Here is a 23,917-nt window from a genome sequence, read left to right as displayed (position 1 = left end):
GCGGTCAGCGTCCTTCTTCGGTCCAGGTGGCGGCCGGGCCGTCCAGCACGATGTCCCAGTGGTAGCCGAGGGAGAACTCGGGCACCGACAGGGCGTGGTCGTAGGTGGCGACCAGGCGCTGCCGGGCCGCGTCGTCCGTCACCGACTGCAGGATCGGGTCGTACGGGAACAGCGGGTCGTTCGGGAAGTACATCTGCGTCACCAGCCGCTGGGTGAACGCCGTGCCGAACACCGAGAAGTGGATGTGGGCCGGGCGCCAGGCGTTCACGTGGTTGCGCCAGGGGTAGGGGCCCGGCTGGATGGTGGTGAAGCGGTAGCGGCCGTCGGCGTCGGTGAGGGTGCGGCCGAACCCGGTGAAGTTCGGGTCCAGCGGCGCGTCGTGCTGTTCGCGCCGATGGGCGTAGCGGCCGGCGGAGTTGGCCTGCCATATCTCGATCAGCTGGCCGCGGACCGGCCGCCCGTCGCGGTCCAGCAGCCGCCCGGAGACCGTGATGCGCTCGCCGACGGGCTCGCCGGTGTGCTGCCGGGTGAGGTCGTTGTCGACCTCGGTGACGTCACGCTCCCCGAAGGCGGGGGAGCGCAGCTCCACCAGCTCCGGGTCCTGGCGGGTGTCGATCTCCACCAGCGGCTGCTTCGGGTGGCGCAGCACGGAGGAACGGTACGGCGCGTAGTCGCGGCGCGGATGGTGCTCGACCGGCGCCCCGCCGGCGAGGCGCTTGTCGTACGCGGCGCGCTCGGCGGCGATCTCCTGGTCGATGTCCTGCTGGGTGAGGGCCATGGTGGTACCTGACGCTTCCTTATCGTTCGAGGACGAGGGCGAGGCCCTGGCCCACGCCGATGCAGAGGGTGGCCACGCCGGTGCCGGAGCCGCGGCGGGCGAGCTGGTGGGCGACGGTCCCGGCGAGCCGGGCGCCGGAGGCGCCGAGCGGATGGCCGAGCGCGATGGCTCCGCCCTGGGGGTTGAGGACGGCCGGGTCGAACTGCGGCCACTCGGCGAGGCAGCCGAGCACCTGGGCGGCGAACGCCTCGTTCAGCTCCAGGACCGACAGGTCGCCGAAGCCCTTGCCGGCCTTGGCGAGGGCCCGGTCGACGGCCTCCACGGGCGCCAGCCCGAAGTACTGCGGGTCGGTGGCCGAGAGGCCGGTCGCGCTGATCCGGGCCAGCGGCTCCCGGCCGGTGGCCCGCAACCCCTCCTCGTCGGCGAGGAGCAGCGCCGCGGCGCCGTCGTTCAGGGGAGAGGCGTTGCCCGCGGTGACCGTGCCGCCCTCGGCGCGGAAGGCGGGCCGCAGCTTCGCCATGGCGGCGAGCGAGGCGTCCGGCCGTACGCACTCGTCGGCGGCGAGGTCCACCGGCTCGCCCTTGCGCCGCGGGACGGGGACGGGCGCCAGCTCGGCGTCGAAGAGGCCCTGCTCCCGGGCGGTGGCGGCCTTGCGGTGGGAGGCGAGGGCGAACGCGTCCTGCCGCTCGCGGGTGATGCCGTGCTTGTCGGCGATCCTTTCGGCGCTCTCGCCCAGCGGGATGGTCCACTGCGGGTCCATCTGCGGGTTGACCATGCGCCAGCCGAGCGTGGTCGAGTACAGCTCGGTGTGGGCGGCCGGGAACGGGCTGTCCGCCTTCGGCAGGACGTACGGCGCCCGGGTCATGGACTCCACCCCGCCCGCCACGGCGAGGGACGCGTCGCCCAGCGCGATGGCGCGGGCCGCCTGGACCACCGCCTCCAGGCCGGAGGCGCACAGCCGGTTCACGGTCACGCCGGGCACGGAGGTCGGCAGGCCGGCGAGCAGCGCGGCCATCCGGGCGACGTTGCGGTTCTCCTCGCCGGCGCCGTTGGCGTTGCCGAGGTAGACGTCGTCGATCCGGGCGGGGTCCAGGTCCGGGGTGCGGGCGAGGAGGGCGCGGAGGGTGTGGGCGGCCAGGTCGTCGGGGCGGACGGCGGACAGGGCGCCGTTGTAACGGCCGAACGGGGTGCGGACGGCGTCGACGATGTACACGGGCTTGGGCATGTGAGCGCGGTTCACAGCAGACTCCCCGCAACGGTCAGTTCCGCGTCCGTCCTGGCGACGACCTCGTCCACGCTCACACCCGGCGCGGTCTCGACCAGTGTCAGTCCGTTCTCGGTGACGTCCAGTACCGCCAGATCCGTGATGACTCGGTTCACGCAGCCCTTGCCTGTGAGCGGCAGCGTGCACTCCTTGAGGATCTTCGCCGAGCCGTCCTTCGCGGTGTGCGTCATCACCACGATCACCTGCCGGGCCCCGTGCACCAGGTCCATCGCGCCGCCGATCCCGGTCACCAGCTTCCCGGGCACCGCCCAGTTGGCCAGGTCGCCCCGTGAGGACACCTGCATCGCACCGAGCACGGCCACATCGATGTGCCCGCCCCGGATCATCGCGAACGACAGCGCCGAGTCGAAGAAGGAAGCGCCCGGCAGCACCGTCACGGTCTCCTTGCCCGCGTTGATCAGATCGGGGTCGACCTGGCCCTCCGTGGGATACGGACCCGTGCCCAGAATGCCGTTCTCCGACTCCAGGACCACCTCGACCCCTTCGGGCAGGTGGTTCGGGATCAGCGTCGGCAGCCCGATCCCCAGGTTCACGTACTGTCCGTCGCGCAGCTCACGCGCCGCGCGGGCGGCCATCTGCTCGCGTGTCCAGGCCATCAGCCGCTCACCGTCCGGAACTCGATCCGCTTGTCCGCCGCCTGCTCCGGGGTGAGCGGCACCACCCGCTGCACGAAGACGCCCGGCACGTGCACCGCGTCCGGATCGAGTTCGCCGGGCTCGACCAGCTCCTCCACCTCGGCGATGGTGATCCGGCCGGCCATCGCGGCCAGCGGGTTGAAGTTCCGGGCCGACCTGCGGAACACCAGATTGCCGTGCCGGTCCCCGCGCGCGGCCCTGACCAGCGCGAAGTCGGTGCGGATGCCGCGCTCCAGCACGTACTCCACACCGTCGAACTCCCGCACCTCCTTCGGCGGCGAGGCCAGCGCGATGCCGCCCGAGCCGTCGTAGCGCCAGGGCAGTCCGCCCTCGGCGACCTGGGTGCCGACGCCGGCCGGGGTGTAGAAGGCGGGGATGCCGGCGCCGCCCGCGCGCAGCCGCTCGGCCAGCGTGCCCTGCGGTATCAGCTCCAGCTCCAGCTCGCCGGCCAGGTACTGGCGCGCGAACTCCTTGTTGCCGCCGATGTACGAGCCGGTCACCCGGGTGATCCGGCCCGCGGCCAGCAGCACCGCCAGTCCGGACTCCATCGCCCCGCAGTTGTTCGACACCACGCTCAGTGCGCCGACACCGCGCTCGTACAGCGCCCGGATCAGCACGTCCGGCACACCGCTGAGCCCGAACCCGCCGACGGCGAGGGAAGCGCCGTCCGGCACATCGGCCACCGCTTCGACGGCGCCGGCCACCACCTTGTCCATCCGTGAAGCTCCGTCTCTCCGACCCAGATAGTCAGGGCACTGAGTATTTGGCTGAGGTGCCGCTCACGCTGCCATCGGAGACGTAGGCCGTCAAGACCTGTATTTTTTCCCACACACATAACAGGACAGTCGGTTCGGCGGCCGGTATCGTTCAGTGCACCAACGAATCGATCAGAGGAGCGCACATGGCCGCGGTGGACCTCGCCACCCATCCCGGACACCTCGCCCGGCGGCTCCAGCAGGCCCACTACCTGCTGTGGAACACGATGGTCTCCGAGGAGATCACCTCGCCGCAGTTCGCGGTCATGAACGCGCTCGTCGCCGAGTCCGGACTCGACCAGCGGACCGTGGGGGAGCGGGTGGGCCTCGACCGTTCCACGATCGCCGAGGTGATCAGCCGCCTCGACCGCCGGGGACTGCTGCACAAGGTGCGCGACCCGCGGGACGGCCGGCGCTTCCTGCTCCGCCTCACCGACGAGGGCGCGCGCGTCCACCGCAAGCTGTCCGTGCGCACCGCCCGGATGAACCAGGTGTTCCTCGCCCCGCTGTCCGCCGAGGAGCAAAGCGTGTTCTTCGACCTGATCCGCCGGGTCGCCGACGCCGCCGAGGACCTGCGCAACCCGGCCGAGCCGCTGGCCGCCCAGGCCTGACCGCGCCACGGCACCTGCCCTCCCGCCGCCCTCGTCGGTACCGGGTCCGGTGCCGGGTTCGGTGCCGGCCCGCACGGGTACCCGGCCGCCACCGCACACGGACGAGGCCGTACGTGACCGAGGGAGTGCGACGCATGAAGGCAGTCACCTGGCAGGGAAAGCGGGACGTCCGGGTCGAGGACGTGCCAGACCCGCGGATCGAGGAACCCACGGACGCCGTCATCCGCGTGACGTCCAGCGGACTGTGCGGGTCCGATCTGCATCTGTACGAGGTGCTCACCCCGTTCATGACCCCGGGTGACATCCTCGGCCACGAACCCATGGGCATCGTGGAGGAGGTCGGCCCCGAGGTGCCCGACCTGCGGCCCGGCGACCGGGTCGTGGTGCCGTTCCAGATCGCCTGCGGGCACTGTTTCATGTGCGACACGGGCCTGCCCACCCAGTGCGAGACGACCCAGGTCACCGGCGAGGGCATGGGCGCGGCCCTGTTCGGCTACACCCGTCTGTACGGCGCCGTGCCCGGCGGCCAGGCCGAGTACCTGCGGGTGCCGCAGGCGCAGTTCGGCCCGATCAAGGTCCCCGAGGGCCCGCCGGACGACCGGTTCGTCTACCTCTCCGACGTGCTGCCCACCGCGTGGCAGGCCGTCGAGTACGCGGCCGTCCCGCCCGGCGGGACCCTCGCGGTCCTCGGGCTCGGCCCGATCGGCGACATGGCCTGCCGGATCGCCAGGGCACGCGGCGCCGAACGGGTCTTCGGGGTCGACCTGGTGCCCGAGCGGCTGGCCCGCGCGCAGCGGCGCGGGGTCGAGACGTACGACCTCAGGGCCTTCGACGACGAGAAGGCGCTGGTCCATGCCATCCGGGACGTGACCGGCGGCCGGGGCCCGGACGCCGTGATCGACGCCGTCGGCACCGAGGCGCACGGCAGTGCCGCCGCCAAGCTCGCCCAGACGGCGACCTCGATGATGCCCCGCAAGCTCAGTGGCCCGCTCGCCGAACGCTTCAGCGTCGACCGGCTCGGCGCGCTGTACATGGCGATCGACCTGGTCCGGCGCGGCGGCACGATCTCGCTGAGCGGGGTCTACGGCGGCATGGCCGACCCGATGCCGATGCTCACCCTCTTCGACAAGCAGATCCAGCTCCGCATGGGCCAGGCCAACGTCCGCCGCTGGACGAGCCGGATCATCCCGTACCTGACGGACGAGGACCCGCTCGGCGTCGACGACTTCGCCACGCACCGGGTGCCGCTGGCGGAGGCGCCGCACGCGTACGAGATGTTCCAGCGCAAGCAGGACGGCGCCGTCAAGGTCCTCATGCGGCCGTAGCGCCCGGCAGCCGCCGGCGCGCCGGTCACGATCTCTCGCCGAGCACCTCCGCCAGGTCGTAGCGCACCGGCTCCTCCAGCTGGGCGTAGGTGCAGCCCTCCGGCGTACGGTCCGGCCGCCAGCGGCGGAAGCGGGCCGTGTGCCGGAACCGCTGCCCGTTCTCCATGTGGTCGTAGGCCACCTCGGCCACCCGCTCCGGCCGCAGCGGCACCCAGGACAGGTCCTTCCTCCCGGACCAGCGGCTCGGCGCGCCCGGCAGCCGCGCCGTCTCGTGCGCCGCCTCGTCCGTCCAGGCGGCCCACGGGTGCCCGGCGACATCGTCCATCCGCAGCGGCCGGAGTTCCTCCACCAGTTCGGCGCGCCGCTTCATGGAGAAGGCGGCCGACACGCCGACGTGCTGGAGCCGGCCCCGCTCGTCGTACAGCCCCAGCAGCAGCGAGCCCACCACCGGGCCGCTCTTGTGCAGCCGGTACCCGGCGACGACGACGTCCGCCGTCCGCTCGTGCTTGACCTTGAACATGGCCCGCTCGTCCTGGAGGTAGCGCAGGCCGGGCGGCTTGGCCACGACCCCGTCCAGACCGGCGCCCTCGAACTGCTCGAACCACCGCCGGGCCACCTCGATGTCGGTCGTCGAGGGAGCCACGTGCACCGGCGGGGCCGCGTCCGCGAGGGCCCGGTCCAGCAGGGCACGGCGGTCGGTGAGGGGCACGTCGAGCAGGGCGTGGTCGTCCAGGGCCAGCAGGTCGAAGGCGACGAAGGACGCCGGGTTCCTCTCGGCCAGCGTCCGCACCCGGGAGGCCGCCGGATGGATGCGCTCGGTCAGCGCGTCGAAGTCCAGCCGCCCGCCGCGCGCGATCACGATCTCCCCGTCCAGCACGCACCGCTCGGGCACGCGCTCCTTCAGGGCCTCGACCAGCTCGGGAAAATACCTGGTCAGCGGCTTGCCGGTGCGACTGCCCAACTCGACCTCGGCTCCGTCGCGGAACACGATCGACCGGAAGCCGTCCCACTTCGCCTCGTAGTGCATGCCCGGCGGGATCTTCGCCACCGACTTGGCGAGCATGGGTTTCACGGGCGGCATGACGGGCAGATCCATGTTCCGATTCTGCTCGCATACATACGGCTTCGCCTGGTATGCGCGCTGTGCGGGCTGCGCCTACGGTGGCCGCATGGGCGATGCGGTGGAACTGGAGGTGGGCGGCCGGACCGTACGGCTGTCCAGCCCGGACAAGGTGTTCTTCCCGGAGCGGGGCTTCACCAAGCTGGACCTCGCCCGCTACTACGCCTCGGTCGCCCCCGGCATCCTGCGCGCCCTGCGCGAGCGCCCCACCACCCTGGAGCGCTACCCGGACGGCGTCGGCGGCGAGTGGTTCTACCAGAAGCGGGCCCCCAAGAGCATGCCCGACTGGATCCCGACCGCCCACATCACCTTCCCCAGCGGGCGCAGCGCCGACGAGATGTGCCCCACCGAGGAGGCCGCCGTGGTGTGGGCCGCCCAGTACGGCACCCTCACCTTCCACCCCTGGCCGGTCCGCGCCGCCGACGTCGACCACCCCGACGAACTCCGCATCGACCTCGACCCGCAGCCCGGCACCGACTACGACGACGCGGTCCGCGCCGCCGGCGAACTGCGCGCAGTACTGGACGAGTTCGGCGGGCTGCGCGGCTGGCCGAAGACCTCCGGCGGCCGGGGCCTGCACGTCTTCGTCCCCATCGAGCCCCGCTGGACCTTCACCCAGGTGCGGCGCGCGGCGATCGCGGTCGGCCGCGAGATGGAACGCCGGATGCCCGAGCACGTCACCATCAAGTGGTGGAAGGAGGAACGCGGGCGCCGCATCTTCCTCGACTACAACCAGACGGCACGGGACCGCACCATCGCCTCCGCCTACTCGGTGCGTCCCCGCCCGCACGCCCCCGTCTCGGCGCCCCTGCGCTGGGAGGAGGTGGGCGTCGCCCACCCCCGCGACTTCGACCTCGCCACCATGCCGGCCCGGTTCGCCGAACTCGGCGACGTGCACGCCGACATGGACGACCACGCCTACTCCCTGGACGCGCTGCTGGAACTGGCCCGCCGGGACGAACACGACCACGGCCTGGGCGACCTGCCGTACCCGCCGGAGTACCCGAAGATGCCTGGCGAGCCCACCCGCGTCCAGCCGAGCCGCGCCCGCCGCGCACCACCGCACTGAGCCCCCGCCCGTCCGAGGACAACGGCGGGACGACCCGTGTGCCGGCCCGGAGCGACCTGGCAGCGCCGCCGGACCCGGCGGCCTGCCTCACCGTCCCGCGCGAGGACTTCCGCACGGCAGCGCCCGGTGTACGCCCCGGTCGGGCCGCCCTGGTACGCGTACCGGGAGGCGGTGCGCCGGGGTGCCGGGACGGCGGTCGGCCCGCTGGGCCGAGCCGCCCGGACGGGCTGCCGCGGCACCGGCCCGGGCGGCACCGCGCGGCTATCCTGAGCGCCAGCCGCCGACGAGGAGTGTCCCGAAGTGACCGAGGCAGTGTCGCGTCCCACCCTGGAGGCCGTGGCCGCGCGGGCCGGGGTGTCCCGGGCCACGGTGTCCCGGGTGGTCAACGGCGGCGACGGGGTCCGCGAGCCGCTGGCCGAGCGGGTCCGGCGGGCCGTGGAGGAGCTGGGCTACGTCCCCAACCAGGCCGCGCGCAGCCTGGTCACCCGCCGCCACGACGCCGTCGCGGTCGTCGTCGCCGAACCCGAGACCCGGGTCTTCGCCGATCCCTTCTTCGCGCTCCAGCTGCGCGGCATCAGCAAGGAGCTGACCGCGCACGACAACCAGCTGGTGCTGCTGCTCACCGAGGGACGCGCCGACCACGCGCGCGTGGCCCGCTATCTCGCCGGCGGCCATGTCGACGGCGCGCTCGTCTTCTCCCTGCACCTGGACGATCCGCTGCCCGGCCTCATACGCGACGCCGGCGTGCCCACCGTGTTCGGCGGGCGCCCGCACTGGGGCACCGGCCCCGGGACGGAGGACCCCGGCGTGGTGTACGTCGACTGCGACAACCGGGGCGGGGCCCGCGCGGCGGTACGGCATCTGCTGGACCTCGGCCGCCGGCGTGTCGCCCACTTGACCGGGGCGCTGGACCAGACGTCGGCGGTGGACCGGCTCGACGGCTACCGGGACGCCGTCGCCGACGTGCCCGGCGCCGGCGATCCCCGGCTGGTCGTGGAGAGCGACTTCACCCCGGCCGGCGGTGAACGGGCGATGCGCGAACTCCTCGACCGCTGCCCGGACGTCGACGCCGTGTTCGCGGCCAACGACCTCACCGCGCTCGGTGCCCTGCGGGTGCTGCGCGAGCGCGGCAGACGTGTGCCCGAGGACGTGGCGGTGGCCGGCTTCGACGACATGGCGCCGGTCGCCGAGCAGACCGATCCGCCGCTGACGACGGTACGTCAGGACATCGAGGGAATGGGCCGGCTGATGGCCCGCCTGCTGCTGGAGGGCCTGTCCGAGGTCCGGGACCGGGAGCGTACGACGGCCGGCGTCCCGGGCACGGCGGGCAGGAGCGTGATCCTGCCGACGACCCTGGTACGCCGCGCCTCCGCGTGAGCCGCCCGCACCCTTCCCCGGGTTCCCCGGGTCCCCGGGTTTTCGCGCCGGCTCCGCGCGCCGCCGTGCGCGCGTCGGGACCGAGGAGACATGATCGGGGCGGCCGGCGGCCCCGGGCCCGTCGTTGAGCCGGCGTTGATCGAACGTTTTTCTGTCCCGGGCAGGCTTCTGGCCATGCACTTCGACACCATGACCCCGGCCGACGAAACCTGGCAGGCACAGGCCCTGTGCGCACAGACCGGGCCGGACTTCTTCTTCCCCGAGCCCGGCAGCTCGGTGCGCGAGGCGAAGCGCATCTGCGCACTGTGCGAGCTGCGCCCGGCCTGTCTGCAGTACGCGCTCGCCCACGACGAGCGGTTCGGTGTCTGGGGCGGCCTGTCGGAGAAGGAACGCCTCGCCCTCCGGCGCACCGCCCGCTGACCCGGTCCGGCCTGCGCGCGCGGGCCGTCAGCCCGCGGCGCGCGCCGCCATCCGGGCCTTGCGCGCGGCCAGCTTCTCGTCGAACTTCGAAGCCTCCGCGTTCAGCCCGCCCAGGAACATGCCGAGTTCCTCCTGCGCCCGCAGTCCCGCGGGGCCGAGGCCGTCGATCTCCATGACCTTCAGGAAGCGCAGCACCGGCTGCAGCACGTCGTCGTGGTGGATGCGCAGGTTGTAGACCTCGCCGATCGCCATCTGCGCGGCGGCCCGCTCGAAGCCGGGAATGCTGTGGCCGGGCATGCGGAAGTTCACCACGACGTCCCGGACCGCCTCCATGGTCGGGTCGGGGGCGAGCTCGAAGGCGGCCTTGAGCAGGTTGCGGTAGAACACCATGTGCAGGTTCTCGTCGGTCGCGATGCGGGCCAGCATGCGGTCGCAGACCGGGTCGCCGGACTGGTGCCCGGTGTTGCGGTGCGAGATCCGCGTGGCCAGCTCCTGGAACGCGACGTAGGCGATCGAGTGCAGCATCGAGTGCCCGTTGTCGGACTCGAAGCCCTCGCTCATGTGCGCCATGCGGAAGCGCTCCAGCTGGTCCGGGTCCACCGCGCGCGACGCCAGCAGATAGTCGCGCATCACGATGCCGTGCCGGCCCTCCTCGGCCGTCCAGCGGTGCACCCAGGTGCCCCAGGCGCCGTCGCGGCCGAACAGCGTGGCGATCTCGTGGTGGTAGCTCGGCAGGTTGTCCTCGGTGAGCAGGTTGACCACGAGGGCGATCCGGCCGACCTCCGTGACCTTCGACTGGCCCTTCTCCCAGGCCTCCCCGTCCTCGAACAGACCCGGGAAGTTACGGGCGTCGCTCCACGGCACGTACTCGTGCGGCATCCAGTCCTTGGCGACCTTCAGATGCCGGTTCAATTCGTTCTCGACCACTTCCTCCAGTGCGTACAGGAGCCGCGCGTCGGTCCAGACGGACGGGCTGCCGAGGTGAGGGGAAGTGATCGTCACAGGAACTCCAGGGGGTCGCCGGACAAGGGGCGGGTAAAGGGGACGGCCCGGCGAGCGGTGCCGGGAACCTACGAAATCGTAGGCTACGAACCCGTAGGTTACGAAGCCGTAGGTTAAGACGGCGGTAAAGAACCCGCTGATCAGCCCACCCTCCCCGGCTTCTCCGCAGGCCGGGCGGGCCCTGGATCCGCAGGTCCCGGGGTCGCCGCGGCGGCGTCGTCACCCGATCAGGTGTACAACTCCCGCAGGCGTACGGAGAGACAGGTCACACAGCCCTCCAGCTTCTCGAACTCGCTGATGTCGACCGTCACCACGTCGTGGCCGAGATCGCTCAGCAGCTCCGCCGTCCGCGGCGCGCTCGCGGCCATCAGCAGCTTGCCGCCGCCCAGCAGCACCACATGCGCTCCGGACTCCTCCGGCACCGACAGGAAGTTCGGGAACAGCGACGGCCGGTCCACTCGCGGGATGTGCCCGATCACCGTGCCGTCGGGCAGCGCGGTCACCGCCGACTTCAGGTGCAGCACCTTGCTCACCGGTACGGCCACCACGCGGGCGCCCAGCGGCTCGAAGGCCGCCCGCACCTGCTGCACACCGGCCGCGTTGGTGCGCCCGCTCCGGCCGACGTACACGGTGTCGCCGACCTTGAGGACGTCACCGCCGTCCAGCGTGCCCGGGTCCCAGATCCAGTTCACCGAGCAGCCGAGGCTCGCCACGGCCTCCTCCACGCCGGCGGTCTCCGCGCGCCGGACGGCGGCGCCCGGGCGGGTGATCAGCGCGACGTTCCGGAACATGACGACGGTGTCCTCGACGAACACCGAGTCCGGGCAGTCGTCGGCCGGTTCGACCTCGACCGTCTCCCAGCCGTGCGCGCGCAGGGCCGCCACATAGGCCTCCCACTGCTCGACGGCGAGCCCCACGTCGACCTGCTCCCGCGCGACGTGCGTCACCAGGCCGTCGGCGAGGCGGGGGCTGGGGCGGCGGACGAGGGCCTTCTTGCTGGGCACGACGGGCCTTTCGTATCAGTCGGTGCGGAGGGCACGGTGGGCCGGCGCCGCTCACCCGGCGCCGGTCCGTCATCATGCAACCCCCTCCGCCCACGGCCAAACCCGCCCACCGGGCCGAGGTTGGCTGTCGGGCCGAGCCCGGCCGTCGGCCCAAGCCGGGTGGTCGGTCACGGCGGTTCCGTGAGGGACTGTGGTGTCGTCTCCGTCAGCCTCCCTTCCTCCATCAGCAGCCACCGTGTGATCCCGATCGACTCCAGGAACGGCAGGTCGTGACTGGCGACCAGCAGCGCGCCCTCGTACGACTCCAGGGCCTGGGTCAGCTGCCGGACGCTGGCCATGTCGAGGTTGTTCGTCGGCTCGTCGAGCAGCAGCAGCTGCGGCGCGGGCTCGGCGAGCAGCAGCGCGGCCAGGGCCGCCCGGAAACGCTCGCCGCCCGAGAGCGTGGCCGCCTTCTGATCGGCCCGGGCGCCACGGAACAGGAAGCGGGCGAGACGGGCCCGGATCCGGTTGTTGGTGGCGTCCGGCGCGAACCTGGCCACGTTCTCCGCCACCGACAGGCCGTCGTCCAGCACGTCCAGCCGCTGCGGCAGGAACCGGAGCGGAACGTGCGCCGTCACCGTGCCGGCCAGCGGCGCCAGCCGGCCGGCGACGGTCCGCAGCAGCGTCGTCTTGCCGGAACCGTTGCGGCCGACGAGCGCGATCCGCTCCGGGCCGCGCAGATCGAGGATGCCCGGCACGCGCGCGTGGCAGGCCGTCTCCAGGTTCTCCAGGGTGAGCACCTGACGGCCGGGCGGCACGGCCGTGTACGGCAGCTCGACGCGGATCTCGTCGTCGTCCCGTACCGCCTCCACCGCCTCGTCCAGCCGTTCCCTGGCCCCGGCGAGCCGCTCCTCGTGCAGGATGCGGTGCTTGCCGGCGGACTCCTGGGCGGCGCGTTTGCGCGCACCCATGACGATCTTCGGTTCGCGCTTGGAGTCCCACATCTTCTGGCCGTACCGCTTGCGGCGGGCCAGTTTCATCCGGGCGTCGGCCAGTTCCCGCTTCTGCTTGCGCACATCGGCCTCGGCGACGCGCACCATGCGTTCGGCCGCCTCCTGCTCCACGGCCAGTGCCTCCTCGTAGGCCGAGAAGTTGCCGCCGTACCAGGTGACCTCGCCCGCGCGCAGGTCCGCGATCTGGTCGACCAGGTCCAGCAGCTCCCGGTCGTGGCTGACCACGACCAGGATGCCCGGCCAGGCGGCGACGGCCTGGCACAGGCGCCGGCGCGCGTACAGGTCGAGGTTGTTGGTGGGTTCGTCGAGCAGCAGGATGCCGGGGCGGCGCAGCAGCAGCGCGGCGAGCCGCAGCAGCACCGACTCGCCGCCGGACACCTCGCCGACGGTCCGGTCCAGGCCGATGTGGCCGAGGCCGAGTTCGCCGAGGGTGGCCAGGGCGCGCTCCTCGACGTCCCAGTCGTCGCCGACGGTCTCGAAGTGCTGCTCGGCCACGTCGCCCGCCTCGATGGCGTGCAGGGCGGCCCGCCGCTCGGCGATGCCGAGGGCCTGGTCGACGCGGAGCGCGGTGTCGAGGGTGACGTTCTGCGGGAGGTAGCCGATCTCGCCGGTCGTCCTGACGGTGCCGTCGGCCGGGACGAGTTCCCCGGCCAGCAGCCTGAGCAGGGTGGACTTCCCCGATCCGTTGACGCCGACGAGCCCGGTCCGGCCGGGACCGAAGGCGATGTCCAGGCCGTCGAAGACGACGGTGCCGTCGGGCCAGGCGAAGGACAGGGAGGTACAGGTGAGGGAAGCGGACATGGGCGCCTCGCAAGGGTGGGGGCGTTCGGGTGGACGCGTAGCGAGACACCGCGAGGCGGGAAACCGAAGGGCCGGGCAGGAAGGGCCGCGGAGAGAAGGGGCCTGCCTGGGGGACGGCTCGGACGCCGAGGTCGTCGTACGCCGCGCACACCTCACCGGTGCGACGCGGTGTCTCAGGACCTCAGACGAGCAACGGCCTTCTCCGATCGGCGGCAACAGAACCGCTGTACACCGTAGGAGAGGCCGGAAAAGGTGTCAACGCGTTTTGACCGAGGCTCCCGGAGGCGCTCCTCACGCGCGCGTGGCGCTCAGCAGGCGTCCCGCATCAGCTCGGCGAGACCGTGGTCCAGGTCGAGCTGGAGGTGCTCCCGGCCGGCGGGGACCAGTGCGTCCGCCGCCTCGAGGAACCGCCGTATCTCGCCCGAACGCACATGCACGATCGCGGTGCCCTCCGGGGCGTGGAACTCCAGCACCGTGCGGTCGTACCCGTACGGCCGCACCCGGACGTCGCCCTGGCCCTCGGGCCCTTCGAGACCGGCCGTCAGCAGCTCACGGGAGAAGGTCCAGCACACCTCGACACCCTCCAGGGTGGCCGGCGCCGGAAAGGTCATGCGGACCGCGAACGGGTCGCGCCGGTCGTAGCGCAACGTCGCGGGAATGCTCGGCATGCGCGGTGCGGCGGCGACGAGACGGGCCTCTACCGGCTGCTCGATGACGGTGGACAACGCCTTGCTCCCTCGTGACGGCTGGACTGCGCCCGGATGCGCCCACACCCGGCACTGGGAGAGACGACGGAAACGGCCGGTGCGTGCACACCCGGACCGAGTGACCTCGGTCACCGCGTTCATGCACGCGGGCGCACGGCTCGTGGCACCGGCGTGCGCCCGGCTCCGGACGGGCCCGGGGCAGCGGGCCGGCCTCGCGCGGGCCGGGGCGGCCGTCGCCACCGGCCGGTCCGGTGACGTGAGCGCGCGCGAGGCGGGTACCCGTATCCCGCCGTGAAGGAAAGGAGCGATCATGCCAGCCGGTTCCAGCCCCAAGCGTGAGCGTCAGTACGAGCACATCAAGAAGAGCGCGCAGGACCGTGGCGAGAGCACCGGGCGCGCCGAGGAGATCGCCGCGCGGACGGTGAACAAGGAACGCGCCCGCTCCGGCGAGTCCAAGATCGCCAGCCGCACCTCCACCCAGGACATGTCGTCCGGCAAGCGGGGCGGTCAGCGGTCCGGAAACCGGGCCGGCTCGCACGGTCCGACCCGCGACCAGTTGTACAACGAGGCCAGGCAGCGCGGCATCGAAGGCCGTTCGCACATGAACAAGGAGCAGTTGCAGCGCGCGCTGGACACCAAGAAGGGATGACCCGCCGGCTCAGCCGAGGGTCTGCCGGTGGCGCTCCAGTTCGGGGGCCGTCTTCGTGGCGAGGAACTCGATGACGCGGTAGGAGCAGACGCCGGCGACCACGAACGGGTCGGTGGCGACGGTCTCCTCGATCTCGGCGCGGTTCCCCGCGACGGCCAGGATCACCCCGCCGTCGCGGGGGTTCTTGCGTCCGGAGGCCAGGAACAGGCCCTTGTCGTACTGCCGCTCCAGCCAGGCCACATGGTCGGGCAGGACGGCGTCCACGGCATCGAGGGGCGCGGTGTAGTTCAGCTCGAGGACGAACATGATCACGAGCCTACCCCCGGCCCGCCGCCGGCGACCGGCGAACCCGTAGAGTCACCCGCGTGACGATCGTCGGCATACCCGCGGGCTGGCCCGCGACGGAGGAGGCGGCCCGCGCCGTCCAGGACGAACTGCGCGGCCGCGTGGTGCTCGACGAGCCCGGACCGCCGCCCGGGACGGGCCGCGTCACCGGGGTCGACGTCGCCTACGACGACGAACGGGACCTGGTCGCGGCGGCGGCCGTGGCGCTGGACGCCGCCACCCTGGACGTCGTCGCGGAGGCGACGGCCGTCGGCCGGGTCTCCTTCCCGTACGTGCCCGGACTCCTCGCCTTCCGGGAGATCCCGACCGTGCTGGCCGCCCTGGAGCGGCTGCCCGTCCCGCCCGGCCTGGTCGTGTGCGACGGCTACGGCCTCGCCCATCCGCGCCGCTTCGGCCTCGCCAGCCATCTCGGCGTACTCACCGGCCTGCCGGTCATCGGCGTCGCCAAGAACCCGTTCGCCTTCGCCTACGACGAACCAGGCCCGGAACGGGGCCGTTCGGCGCCGCTGCTCGCCGGGACGCAGGAGGTGGGGCGCGCCCTGCGCACCCGGGACGGCGTCAAGCCGGTCTTCGTCTCCGTCGGCCACCGGGTGAGTCTGGCCGGTGCCCTGGCGCACGCCCTCGCGCTGACCCCCAGGTTCCGCCTCCCGGAGACCACTCGCCGCGCCGACGCCCTGTGCCGGCGGGCCCTGCGCGAGGCGGCACGGGGCGTGGCCGGCGGCAGCGGCCAGGACGGCACGACGCGCCCGGCGCCGGCCTCCTGATGCGCCGAGCCGCACACGGCCGTAGCGGCGCCGGGTGCCAGGGCGTGGTGCCGCGGGCCGCCGGCCCGGCAGCGCGGGATGCGCTCCGGCTCGCGCACCCGGTCCCGCGCGTCCGCCCGGTCGTCCACGGTCGCTTCGAGCACGGACTTCACGTCCGTTCCGCCGTTCCCGGGCCGCTCGGGCAGGGCTCCCTGACCGCGGCCGGGCGGGCGCGGAGCCGCCGGGGCCGGTGCGTTCCGGTCAGCGCCGCGCCGCCACCCGGAAGGTGATCCCGGCCGCGCGCAGCCGTCCGGTCAGCGCGTCGCCCATCGCCTCGGCCGGGGTGACCTGACCGGCCGTCGGCGGCAGGTCGTCGAAGGCCAGGCAGAGGGCGGCCTCGGCGAACATCTTCGCCGTCTCGTCGTAGCCGGGGTCGCCGCCCGCGACCTCGGTGTACACGCGCTGCCCGCCGCCCTCGCCGACGAACCGCACCCGGAACCAGCTCTCCGCCCGCCGCTGCGGGCTCGGTCCGTCACCCGGGCGGAGCAGGTCCGACAGCCGGCGCCGGACGGGCGGAAGCTGGGCCGCGACCGCCACCGCGCCGACGGCGGCGACCCCGCCTAGGGCCACGGGGAGCCGGCGTACGGCGGCGTAGTGCCGGTAGCGGAAGTCGGGGCCGTACCGCTCCAGGGCCCGCGCCGAACGGCGCACGACCTGCGGGTCGAGCGTGGGCAGCGGCAGCGCCCACCCGCCGGCCGGAGGCGCGAACCTCGGCACGCCGGCCGGCGCCGTCACCCGGCGGCCCGGCAGCCGCGGCTCGTGCCGGGCCCGTTCGCGGGCGGCGGCGCGCATCCGCCGGGCGCGGGAGAGCTGGTTCAGCGCCGAGGCGAGAGTGCCGCCGGAGAAGGCCGCGTCCGCCGTCACATAGCCGTCCACGGTCAGCGGCACGCCCTCGGGCAGCTGCCGGACCGTGAAGTACACGCCCAGGTCGTGCGGCACCGAGTCGAAGCCGCAGGCGTGCACCAGGCGCGCGCCCGTCTCCCGCGCGCGGGCGTCGTGCCGGACGTACATCAGGTCCACGAACTCCGGCTCACCGGTGAGGTCCAGGTAGTCGGTGCCGCTGTCGGCGCAGGCGGCGACGAGTTCCTCGCCGTACAGCACGTACGGCCCGACGGTCGTGGCGAGGACGCGCGTCTGCCCGGCGAGCGCGCGCAGGGTGGCCGGTTCGCGCGCGTCGGCCCGCAGGACACCGATGCCCTCGCCGCCGGGCAGGCTCTCGCGCAGCCGCTCCAGCCGTCCTTCGTCGCGGCCGGCGACCGCCCAGCGCAGGTCCCGCGGCGCGTGCTCGGCGAGATAGCGGGCGGTGAGCGCGCCGACGAAGCCCGTGGCCCCGAAGAGCACGAGGTCGTAGGGACGGCCGGTCCTGCTGATGCTGCTCATGTCTCCCCTTGTCTCCCCTGGTCCGCACACCCCCAGCGCAGCCCGCGCCGCTGTCGGTGGCCGAGGCTAGCGTGAGGGGTGCGCAGTCCGAAGACCAGTCCGGAGGCAGCGGTGGCCGCAGCCCGGAACGCCCCGCGTCCGCGGGAGCCGACGCACGCGCCCGGCCGGGCGCGGCGGCGCCGCGCGGCCGGCGTGGCGACACGGGTCGCGTTCACTCGTTCGGGTGGTGGCCGACGCGCCGGGCACTTGGCTAAGCGCTTGCTCGTTGAGGTCTTGTGCTCGATGGAACACGTTCTTAGCATCACCGGTGTTACAGCAGTGGTGTCACACAGGCTTGGGGGCTGGACGCATGACAACGGCACAGACGCCGCCGGTGCCGGGTACCGGCCCGCTGTCCGGCGTGCGCGTGGTGGAGCTGGCCGGCATCGGACCGGGCCCCTTCGCCGCCATGCTGCTGGCCGACCTCGGCGCCGACGTGGTCCGGGTGGACCGCCCGGGCGGCGCGGGCCTCGGCCTCGACCCGGCCCGCGACCTCACCAACCGCAACAAACGCTCCGTCGTGGTCGACCTCAAGGCACCGGACGGCCCCGCGCGCGTCCTGGACCTCGCCGAGCGGGCCGACATCCTCCTGGAGGCCTACCGCCCGGGCGTCGCCGAACGGCTCGGCGTCGGACCCGCGGACTGCCACGCCCGCAATCCCCGCCTGGTCTACGGCCGGATGACCGGCTGGGGCCAGGACGGCCCCCTCGCCCACCGCGCCGGCCACGACGTCGCCTACATCGCGCTCACCGGCACCCTCGGCATGATCGGCCGCCCGGACGAACCGCCGGCCGTGCCCGCCAACCTCCTCGGGGACTACGCGGGCGGCTCCCTCTACCTGGCCGTCGGCGTCCTCGCCGCCCTGCACCACGCGCGCGCGACCGGCACCGGCCAGGTGGTCGACGCGGCCATCGTCGACGGCACGGCCCACCTGTCCACGATGATCCACGCCATGCTCGCCGCCGGCGGCTGGCAGGACCGTCGCGCCGCCAACCTCCTGGACGGCGGCTGCCCCTACTACGGCACCTACGAGACCGCCGACGGCCAGTACATGGCCGTCGGCGCCCTGGAGGAGAAGTTCTACGCGGAGTTCCTGCGCCTGCTCGGCCTCACGGGCCTGGACGCCGCCCGCACCGACCTCACCCGCTGGGGTGAGCTGCGCGAACGGATCGCCGCCGCCTTCAAGTCGCGCACCCGGGCCGAGTGGACGGCCGTCTTCACGGACTCCGACGCCTGCGTCGCGCCCGTGCTCGGCCTGCGCGAGGCCCCGCACCACCCGCACCTCGCCGCCCGCTCCACCTTCACCGACCACGACGGCGTCACCCAGCCCGCCCCGGCCCCCCGCTTCTCCGCGACGCCCACCGCCGTCCGCACCGGCCCCGCCATGCCCGGCGCGGACACCGCGGCGGTCGCCCGGGACTGGCGCCTGCCCACCCGCCCGGCCGACGGCCCCCGCACCGACGACGCGGCCACCGGCGGCTGACCGCCGCCCACCCCCGCTCGGCCCACCCTCCCGAAAGGCACACCAGTGAGCACCGAAGCGTACGTGTACGACGCGATCCGCACCCCGCGCGGGCGCGGCAAGGCGAACGGCGCCCTGCACGGCACGAAGCCGATCGACCTCGTCGTCGGCCTCATCCACGAGATCCGCGCCCGCTTCCCGGACCTCGACCCGGCCGGGATCGACGACATCGTGCTCGGCGTGGTCAGCCCCATCGGCGACCAGGGCTCCGACATCGCCCGGATCGCCGCCCTCGCCGCCGGGCTGCCGGACACCGTCGCGGGCGTCCAGGAGAACCGCTTCTGTGCCTCCGGCCTGGAGGCCGTCAACCTCGCCGCCGCCAAGGTCCGGGCCGGCTGGGAGGACCTGGTCCTGGCCGGCGGCGTCGAGTCCATGTCCCGGGTCCCGATGGCCTCGGACGGCGGTGCCTGGTTCAACGACCCGATGACCAACCTCGCCGTCAACTTCGTGCCGCAGGGCATCAGCGCCGACCTGATCGCCACCATCGAGGGCTTCTCCCGCCGGGACGTGGACGAGTACGCGGCGCTGTCCCAGGAACGCGCCGCCACCGCCTGGAAGGAGAACCGCTTCGAGCGCTCCGTGGTCCCCGTCAAGGACCGCAACGGCCTGGTCGTCCTCGACCACGACGAGCACCCGCGCCCCGGCACCACCGCCGACTCCCTCGCCAAGCTCAAGCCGTCCTTCGCGGACATCGGCGACCTCGGCGGCTTCGACGCGGTCGCGCTGCAGAAGTACCACTGGGTGGAGCGGATCGACCACGTCCACCACGCGGGCAACTCCTCCGGCATCGTCGACGGCGCCGCGCTCGTCGCGATCGGCTCCCGGGAGGCCGGCGAACGCCACGGCCTCACACCCCGCGCGCGGATCGTCTCCGCCGCCGTCTCCGGTTCCGAGCCGACCATCATGCTCACCGGCCCCGCACCCGCCAGCCGCAAGGCCCTGGCCAAGGCCGGCCTTACCATCGACGACATCGACCTGGTCGAGATCAACGAGGCGTTCGCCGCGGTCGTGCTGCGCTACGCCAAGGACATGGGCCTGAGCCTGGACAAGATCAACGTCAACGGCGGCGCCATCGCCTTCGGCCACCCGCTCGGCGCCACCGGCGCCATGATCCTCGGCACCCTCGTCGACGAACTGGAGCGCCAGGACAAGCGCTACGGCCTCGCCACGCTGTGCGTCGGCGGCGGCATGGGCATCGCCACCATCCTCGAGCGCATCTGAACTCCCAGCGGAACCAAGCGACTTCAACGGAGACGACTGTCATGACCGAGAGCACCACCATCCGCTGGGAGCAGGACGACACCGGTGTCGTCACCCTCGTCCTGGACGACCCGGAGCAGTCCGCGAACACCATGAACCAGGCGTTCCGCGACTCCCTCGCCGTGATCACCGACCGGCTGGAGGCCGAGCGGGACTCGATCCGGGGCGTCATCCTCACCTCGGCGAAGAAGACCTTCTTCGCCGGCGGCGACCTGCGCGACCTCATCCGGGTCACGCCGGAGACCGCGCGGGAGCTGTTCGACGGCGGCCTCGCCATCAAGCGCAACCTGCGCCGCCTGGAGACCCTCGGCAAGCCGGTCGTCGCGGCGATCAACGGCGCGGCCCTCGGCGGCGGCTACGAACTGGCCCTCGCCTGCCACCACCGGGTCGCCCTCGACACCCCCGGCACGCAGATCGGCTGCCCCGAGGTCACCCTCGGCCTGCTCCCCGGCGGCGGCGGAGTGGTGCGCACCGTACGCCTGCTGGGCATCGCCGACGCCCTGCTGAAGGTCCTCCTCCAGGGCACCCGGTACAACGCCCGGCGCGCGCTGGAGAACGGCCTCGTCCACGAGGTGGCCGAGACCCACGAAGAACTGATCGCCAAGGCCCGCGCCTTCATCGACGCCCACCCCGAGTCCCGGCAGCCCTGGGACACGCCGGGCTACCGCATCCCCGGCGGCACCCCGGCCCACCCGAAGTTCGCCGCCAACCTGCCCGCCTTCCCGGCCGGCCTGCGCAAGCAGACCAACGGCGCCCCCTACCCCGCCCCGCGCAACATCCTCGCCGCGGCCGTCGAGGGCGCCCAGGTCGACTTCGAGACCGCCCAGGTCATCGAGGCGCGCTACTTCGTGGAACTGGCCGCCGGGCAGACCTCGAAGAACATGATCCAGGCGTTCTTCTTCGACCTCCAGGCGGTCAACTCCGGCGCGAACCGGCCCCGGGGCATCGAGCCCCGCAAGGTGCGCAAGGTGGCCGTCCTCGGCGCCGGCATGATGGGCGCCGGCATCGCCTACGCGTGCGCCCGCGCGGGCATCGACGTCGTCCTCAAGGACGTCTCGCCGGAGGCCGCCGCCAAGGGCAAGGGCTACTCGGAGAAGCTGTGCGCCAAGGCCGTGGCCAAGGGCCGTACCAGCCAGGAGAAGGCCGACGCGCTGCTCGCCCGGATCACCCCCACCGCCGACACGGCCGACCTCGCGGGCTGCGACGCGGTCATCGAGGCCGTCTTCGAGGACACCTCCCTCAAGCACAAGGTGTTCCAGGAGATCGAGTCGGTCGTCGCCCCGGACGCGCTGCTGTGCTCCAACACCTCCACCCTGCCGATCACCACGCTCGCCGAGGGCGTCGAGCGCCAAGCCGACTTCATCGGGCTGCACTTCTTCTCGCCGGTCGACAAGATGCCGCTGGTCGAGATCATCAAGGGCGAGCGCACCGGCGAGGAGGCGCTCGCGCGCGCCTTCGACCTGGTCCGGCAGATCAACAAGACCCCGATCGTCGTCAACGACTCGCGCGGCTTCTTCACCTCCCGGGTGATCGGCCACTTCCTCAACGAGGGCGTCGCCATGGTCGGCGAGGGCGTCGAGCCCGCCTCCGTGGAACAGGCCGCCGCGCAGGCCGGCTACCCGGCCAAGGTGCTCTCCCTCATGGACGAGCTGACCCTCACCCTGCCCCGCAAGATCCGCGCCGAGACGAAGCGGGCCGTGGAGGAGGCCGGCGGCACCTGGACCGCGCACCCGGCCGAGGCGGTCGTCGACCGCATGGTGGACGAGTTCGGCCGCACCGGCCGCGGCGGCGGCGCGGGCTTCTACGACTACACCGAGGACGGCAAGCGGGCCGGGCTCTGGCCGGGGCTGCGCGAGCACTTCACCAAGCCCGGGTACGAGATCCCGTTCCGGGACATGCAGGAGCGCATGCTCTTCGCCGAGGCGCTGGACACCGTGCGCCTGCTGGAGGAGGGCGTCCTGACCTCGGTCGCCGACGCCAACATCGGTTCCGTCCTCGGCATCGGCTTCCCCGGCTGGACCGGCGGTGTGCTCCAGTACATCAACGGCTACGAAGGCGGCCTGCCCGGCTTCACGGCCCGCGCCCGCGAGCTGGCCGAGCGCTACGGCGAGCGGTTCACCCCGCCCGCGCTGCTCGTCACGAAGGCGGAGCGAGGGGAGACCTTCACCGACCACCACTGAGCCACCTCACCCGGCCGGCGCACCCGCCCTCCGCCCTTCTCCGCCCGACTCCTCCGGAGACCGGTCGGCGGCCGGTCGGCGGCCGGGGTTCGGTCACTCCGTGCGGGGGTGGCCGTGGCGTCGGCCGGGTCGGGTTCCTCTGTGTGGGGGGACGGCCGAGTCGTCTGTCCGGTCCGGTCGCCCCGTGCGAGGGGTGGCCGTGTGGTCGGCCGGGTTGTGGTGCTGCGCGTGCGGGTGGCCGTGTGGTCGGCCCGGTCGGGTCGCTGTGCGTGCGAGGTGGCTGTGTGGTTCGTCCGGTGCAGCCGTTTCGCGCGGGGCGAGGCCGAGTCGTCTGTCCGGTCCGGTCACTCCGCGCGAGGAGCGGCCGTGTGGTCTGTCCGGCGTGAGCCCTGTGCGGGTTGGGCGGTCGCGTGGTCTGTCCGGTCCGGTCGCTCCGAGCGTCGGGCGGCCGTCTGGTCCGGTCGGTCCTGGTCGTCCGCGTGGGGGGTGGCCGTGTGATCCGGCTCCGCCGCGTGCGTCGCCGCGTCCTCCGGCCCCTCCGCAGCCGGCCCCTCCGCGCCCGGCTCCTCCGAGCCCGGCTCCTCCGAGCCCGGGGTAGTTGCGCCCGGTCCCTCCGAGCCCGAGGTTGCCGCGCCCGGGGTCGCCGTGCCAGAGATCGCCGCGCCCGGTCCCTCCGCGCCCGGGGTCGCCGTGCCCGGCCCCTCCGCGCCCGGGGTCGCCGTGCCAGAGATCGCCGCGCCCGGCCCCTCCGCGCCCGGCCCCTCCGCGCCCGCGATCACCGTGCCCGGCCCCTCCGCGCCCGGAGTAGTCGCGCCCGGGGTCGCCGCGCCCAGCCCCTGCGAGCCCGGGATCACCGTGCCCGGCTCCTCCGTGCCCGGCTCCTCCGCGCCCGGAGTAGTCGCGCCCGGGGTCGCCGCGCCCGCGATCACCGTGCCCGGCTCCTCCGCGCCCGGAGTAGTCGCGCCCGGGGTCGCCGCGCCCAGCCCCTGCGAGCCCGCGATCGCCGTGCCTGGCTCCTCCGCGCCCGGGGTCGCCGCGCCCAGCCCCTCCGCGCCCGCGCTCACCGCGCCCGGGGTCATCGTGTCGTCCGCTTCAGGTGGGTTTTCCGTGGCGTTCAGCCACTGCCGCAGTTCCTCGCGCAGCGAGCGCTGGAAGGTGGTGAGCAGCGCCTGCACCACGAGCGGGTGCATGTGGGCCGACAGGGACCTCACGTCCTGGGTGTCGCGTTCCGCCACGGCCTCGCGGAGCAGGTCCGACAGCTCGTGCGCCGCCGCCCGCGCGTGGCCGGTCAGGACGGTCCGCGCGGCGAGGATCGTCTCCTGCGCCAAGGGCACGTCCAGCAGCCGCACCGCGAGCCGCAGCAGACCGCAGTCCACGCGGAAGGACTCCCCGTCCGGCGTCACCACGTCCATCGCGGCCAGCCGGTCCAGTTCCGCCGCGGCCAGTCGCCGTCCCGCCCGCCGCTCCAGCTCCGCGCGGGACACGGTCTCCACGGTGTCCGGCGCCCAGGAGGCGACCACCGCCCGGTGGATCGCCAGATCGTGCGGGCCGAGACCGGCCGGCAGCTGCCGCAGGTGCCGCTCGATCGCGGCCAGGGTCATGCCCTGCCGCTGCATCTCCTCGATCAGCTCCAGCCGGGCCAGGTGCCCGCGGCCGTAGTGACCCACCCGGCGCGGACCGATCACCGGCGGCGGCAGCAGCCCCTTGGTGCCGTAGAAGCGGACCGTGCGGACCGTGACGCCCGCCCGCGCGGCCAGCTCGTCGATCGTCAGGGTCGGCTCCCCGGTATCGGTCGTCATGTGCAGCAGTATCACTGTCCCACCAATGGTGTGAAACCCGCAGAGAGCCCGTGTGGGTG

21 protein-coding genes and 1 pseudogene are annotated in these 23,917 nt (G+C 73.3%); 10 read left to right on the top strand and 12 right to left on the bottom strand.

Annotated elements, in window-relative coordinates:
• Positions 1 to 4: 4 nt before the first annotated feature.
• Genes pcaH through SCK26_RS06875 form a run of 4 tightly spaced genes read right to left on the bottom strand, consistent with a single transcriptional unit; the run spans position 5 to position 3,414 of the window.
• Positions 5 to 778, bottom strand: coding sequence for a protocatechuate 3,4-dioxygenase subunit beta (gene pcaH, locus SCK26_RS06890; protein WP_318200365.1), 774 nt, complete (start codon positions 776 to 778; stop codon positions 5 to 7).
• A 19-nt stretch (positions 779 to 797) separates the two neighbouring features.
• Positions 798 to 2,003: a thiolase family protein gene (locus SCK26_RS06885; protein WP_318200364.1), complete on the bottom strand. Its 1,206-nt coding sequence runs from the start codon at positions 2,001 to 2,003 to the stop codon at positions 798 to 800.
• 11 nt (positions 2,004 to 2,014) lie between these two features.
• Positions 2,015 to 2,659 carry a CoA transferase subunit B gene (locus SCK26_RS06880; protein WP_318200363.1) on the bottom strand — a complete coding sequence of 215 codons (645 nt, stop codon included), beginning with the start codon at positions 2,657 to 2,659 and terminating at the stop codon, positions 2,015 to 2,017.
• Positions 2,659 to 3,414, bottom strand: a complete 756-nt coding sequence (locus SCK26_RS06875; RefSeq protein ID WP_318200362.1) for a CoA transferase subunit A — start codon at positions 3,412 to 3,414, stop codon at positions 2,659 to 2,661. Before SCK26_RS06875 ends, SCK26_RS06880 begins: the two co-directional genes overlap by 1 nt.
• Before the next feature lie 185 nt (positions 3,415 to 3,599).
• Here SCK26_RS06875 and SCK26_RS06870 point away from each other — a divergent pair, with 185 nt between their 5' ends.
• Positions 3,600 to 4,064: a MarR family winged helix-turn-helix transcriptional regulator gene (locus SCK26_RS06870; RefSeq protein WP_318200361.1), complete on the top strand. Its 465-nt coding sequence runs from the start codon at positions 3,600 to 3,602 to the stop codon at positions 4,062 to 4,064.
• Positions 4,065 to 4,198: 134 nt separating this feature from the next.
• On the top strand, positions 4,199 to 5,389 hold the full coding sequence (locus tag SCK26_RS06865; protein WP_318200360.1) for a zinc-dependent alcohol dehydrogenase: 1,191 nt from the start codon (positions 4,199 to 4,201) through the stop codon (positions 5,387 to 5,389).
• Positions 5,390 to 5,414: 25 nt separating this feature from the next.
• Here SCK26_RS06865 and SCK26_RS06860 read toward each other — a convergent pair whose 3' ends face one another.
• Entirely contained in the window at positions 5,415 to 6,485 is a 1,071-nt protein-coding gene (locus tag SCK26_RS06860; protein WP_318200359.1) for an ATP-dependent DNA ligase, read from the bottom strand.
• 73 nt (positions 6,486 to 6,558) lie between these two features.
• Here SCK26_RS06860 and ligD point away from each other — a divergent pair, with 73 nt between their 5' ends.
• The 3 genes from ligD to SCK26_RS06845 all read left to right on the top strand — a co-directional run bounded on the left by ligD (position 6,559) and on the right by SCK26_RS06845 (position 9,375).
• Positions 6,559 to 7,578: a non-homologous end-joining DNA ligase gene (ligD, locus tag SCK26_RS06855; protein ID WP_318200358.1), complete on the top strand. Its 1,020-nt coding sequence runs from the start codon at positions 6,559 to 6,561 to the stop codon at positions 7,576 to 7,578.
• A gap of 300 nt (positions 7,579 to 7,878) precedes the next feature.
• Entirely contained in the window at positions 7,879 to 8,955 is a 1,077-nt protein-coding gene (locus tag SCK26_RS06850) for a LacI family DNA-binding transcriptional regulator (RefSeq protein ID WP_318200357.1), read from the top strand.
• A gap of 174 nt (positions 8,956 to 9,129) precedes the next feature.
• Positions 9,130 to 9,375 carry a WhiB family transcriptional regulator gene (locus SCK26_RS06845; protein ID WP_318200356.1) on the top strand — a complete coding sequence of 82 codons (246 nt, stop codon included), beginning with the start codon at positions 9,130 to 9,132 and terminating at the stop codon, positions 9,373 to 9,375.
• A 27-nt stretch (positions 9,376 to 9,402) separates the two neighbouring features.
• Here the strand turns inward: SCK26_RS06845 and SCK26_RS06840 are convergent, their stop codons facing one another.
• The 4 genes from SCK26_RS06840 to SCK26_RS06825 all read right to left on the bottom strand — a co-directional run bounded on the left by SCK26_RS06840 (position 9,403) and on the right by SCK26_RS06825 (position 13,899).
• Positions 9,403 to 10,377: an acyl-ACP desaturase gene (locus tag SCK26_RS06840; RefSeq protein ID WP_318200355.1), complete on the bottom strand. Its 975-nt coding sequence runs from the start codon at positions 10,375 to 10,377 to the stop codon at positions 9,403 to 9,405.
• 227 nt (positions 10,378 to 10,604) lie between these two features.
• Positions 10,605 to 11,381, bottom strand: coding sequence for a dimethylargininase (gene ddaH, locus SCK26_RS06835; RefSeq protein ID WP_318200354.1), 777 nt, complete (start codon positions 11,379 to 11,381; stop codon positions 10,605 to 10,607).
• Between the two features lie 167 nt (positions 11,382 to 11,548).
• Complete coding sequence (locus SCK26_RS06830) at positions 11,549 to 13,174, bottom strand: ABC-F family ATP-binding cassette domain-containing protein (protein ID WP_318200353.1); 1,626 nt, start codon at positions 13,172 to 13,174, stop codon at positions 11,549 to 11,551.
• A gap of 308 nt (positions 13,175 to 13,482) precedes the next feature.
• Positions 13,483 to 13,899, bottom strand: coding sequence for an SsgA family sporulation/cell division regulator (locus tag SCK26_RS06825; RefSeq protein ID WP_318200352.1), 417 nt, complete (start codon positions 13,897 to 13,899; stop codon positions 13,483 to 13,485).
• A 292-nt stretch (positions 13,900 to 14,191) separates the two neighbouring features.
• Here SCK26_RS06825 and SCK26_RS06820 point away from each other — a divergent pair, with 292 nt between their 5' ends.
• Positions 14,192 to 14,530, top strand: coding sequence for a plasmid stabilization protein (locus tag SCK26_RS06820; RefSeq protein WP_318200351.1), 339 nt, complete (start codon positions 14,192 to 14,194; stop codon positions 14,528 to 14,530).
• Positions 14,531 to 14,539: 9 nt separating this feature from the next.
• Here the strand turns inward: SCK26_RS06820 and SCK26_RS06815 are convergent, their stop codons facing one another.
• Positions 14,540 to 14,836, bottom strand: a complete 297-nt coding sequence (locus SCK26_RS06815; RefSeq protein ID WP_318200350.1) for a YciI family protein — start codon at positions 14,834 to 14,836, stop codon at positions 14,540 to 14,542.
• A gap of 59 nt (positions 14,837 to 14,895) precedes the next feature.
• Here SCK26_RS06815 and SCK26_RS06810 point away from each other — a divergent pair, with 59 nt between their 5' ends.
• The gene (locus SCK26_RS06810; protein ID WP_318200349.1) at positions 14,896 to 15,639 is read left to right on the top strand and encodes an endonuclease V; all 744 of its coding nucleotides are present in this window, start codon (positions 14,896 to 14,898) and stop codon (positions 15,637 to 15,639) included.
• A 240-nt stretch (positions 15,640 to 15,879) separates the two neighbouring features.
• Here the strand turns inward: SCK26_RS06810 and SCK26_RS06805 are convergent, their stop codons facing one another.
• Positions 15,880 to 17,058: a saccharopine dehydrogenase family protein gene (locus SCK26_RS06805; protein ID WP_318200348.1), complete on the bottom strand. Its 1,179-nt coding sequence runs from the start codon at positions 17,056 to 17,058 to the stop codon at positions 15,880 to 15,882.
• Positions 17,059 to 17,407: 349 nt separating this feature from the next.
• Here SCK26_RS06805 and SCK26_RS06800 point away from each other — a divergent pair, with 349 nt between their 5' ends.
• From SCK26_RS06800 to SCK26_RS06790, 3 genes are read left to right on the top strand one after another with little or no spacing between them, the layout of a single operon-like run.
• Positions 17,408 to 18,580 (top strand): CaiB/BaiF CoA-transferase family protein, encoded by a 1,173-nt coding sequence (locus SCK26_RS06800; protein ID WP_318200347.1) that lies wholly within the window; start codon positions 17,408 to 17,410, stop codon positions 18,578 to 18,580.
• Positions 18,581 to 18,625: 45 nt separating this feature from the next.
• Positions 18,626 to 19,840 carry an acetyl-CoA C-acetyltransferase gene (locus SCK26_RS06795; RefSeq protein WP_318200346.1) on the top strand — a complete coding sequence of 405 codons (1,215 nt, stop codon included), beginning with the start codon at positions 18,626 to 18,628 and terminating at the stop codon, positions 19,838 to 19,840.
• A 41-nt stretch (positions 19,841 to 19,881) separates the two neighbouring features.
• A complete protein-coding gene (locus SCK26_RS06790; protein ID WP_318200345.1) occupies positions 19,882 to 22,059 on the top strand; it encodes a 3-hydroxyacyl-CoA dehydrogenase NAD-binding domain-containing protein in 2,178 nt (725 codons plus the stop codon).
• Between the two features lie 1,097 nt (positions 22,060 to 23,156).
• Here SCK26_RS06790 and SCK26_RS06785 read toward each other — a convergent pair.
• Positions 23,157 to 23,858, bottom strand: a pseudogene (locus SCK26_RS06785) (MerR family transcriptional regulator); the annotation flags it as partial.
• Between the last annotated feature and the right edge of the window lie 59 nt (positions 23,859 to 23,917).

Origin of the sequence: Streptomyces sp. SCL15-4 (genome assembly GCF_033366695.1) — a bacterium.
Lineage (GTDB): Bacteria > Actinomycetota > Actinomycetes > Streptomycetales > Streptomycetaceae > Streptomyces.
Note: the sequence above shows the minus strand (reverse complement) of the source record. Positions and strands in the feature narration are given on the sequence as shown.

Excerpts from the sequence above, each read along its gene's own strand:
- pcaH (WP_318200365.1), bottom strand. The coding sequence starts at position 778 with ATGGCCCTCACCCAGCAGGACATCGACCAGGAGATCGCCGCCGAGCGC.
- SCK26_RS06885 (WP_318200364.1), bottom strand. The coding sequence starts at position 2,003 with ATGCCCAAGCCCGTGTACATCGTCGACGCCGTCCGCACCCCGTTCGGC.
- SCK26_RS06880 (WP_318200363.1), bottom strand. The coding sequence starts at position 2,659 with ATGGCCTGGACACGCGAGCAGATGGCCGCCCGCGCGGCGCGTGAGCTG.
- SCK26_RS06875 (WP_318200362.1), bottom strand. The coding sequence starts at position 3,414 with ATGGACAAGGTGGTGGCCGGCGCCGTCGAAGCGGTGGCCGATGTGCCG.
- SCK26_RS06870 (WP_318200361.1), top strand. The coding sequence starts at position 3,600 with ATGGCCGCGGTGGACCTCGCCACCCATCCCGGACACCTCGCCCGGCGG.
- SCK26_RS06865 (WP_318200360.1), top strand. The coding sequence starts at position 4,199 with ATGAAGGCAGTCACCTGGCAGGGAAAGCGGGACGTCCGGGTCGAGGAC.
- SCK26_RS06860 (WP_318200359.1), bottom strand. The coding sequence starts at position 6,485 with ATGGATCTGCCCGTCATGCCGCCCGTGAAACCCATGCTCGCCAAGTCG.
- ligD (WP_318200358.1), top strand. The coding sequence starts at position 6,559 with ATGGGCGATGCGGTGGAACTGGAGGTGGGCGGCCGGACCGTACGGCTG.
- SCK26_RS06845 (WP_318200356.1), top strand. The coding sequence starts at position 9,130 with ATGCACTTCGACACCATGACCCCGGCCGACGAAACCTGGCAGGCACAG.
- SCK26_RS06830 (WP_318200353.1), bottom strand. The coding sequence starts at position 13,174 with ATGTCCGCTTCCCTCACCTGTACCTCCCTGTCCTTCGCCTGGCCCGAC.
- SCK26_RS06820 (WP_318200351.1), top strand. The coding sequence starts at position 14,192 with ATGCCAGCCGGTTCCAGCCCCAAGCGTGAGCGTCAGTACGAGCACATC.
- SCK26_RS06815 (WP_318200350.1), bottom strand. The coding sequence starts at position 14,836 with ATGTTCGTCCTCGAGCTGAACTACACCGCGCCCCTCGATGCCGTGGAC.
- SCK26_RS06805 (WP_318200348.1), bottom strand. The coding sequence starts at position 17,058 with ATGAGCAGCATCAGCAGGACCGGCCGTCCCTACGACCTCGTGCTCTTC.
- SCK26_RS06800 (WP_318200347.1), top strand. The coding sequence starts at position 17,408 with ATGACAACGGCACAGACGCCGCCGGTGCCGGGTACCGGCCCGCTGTCC.
- SCK26_RS06790 (WP_318200345.1), top strand. The coding sequence starts at position 19,882 with ATGACCGAGAGCACCACCATCCGCTGGGAGCAGGACGACACCGGTGTC.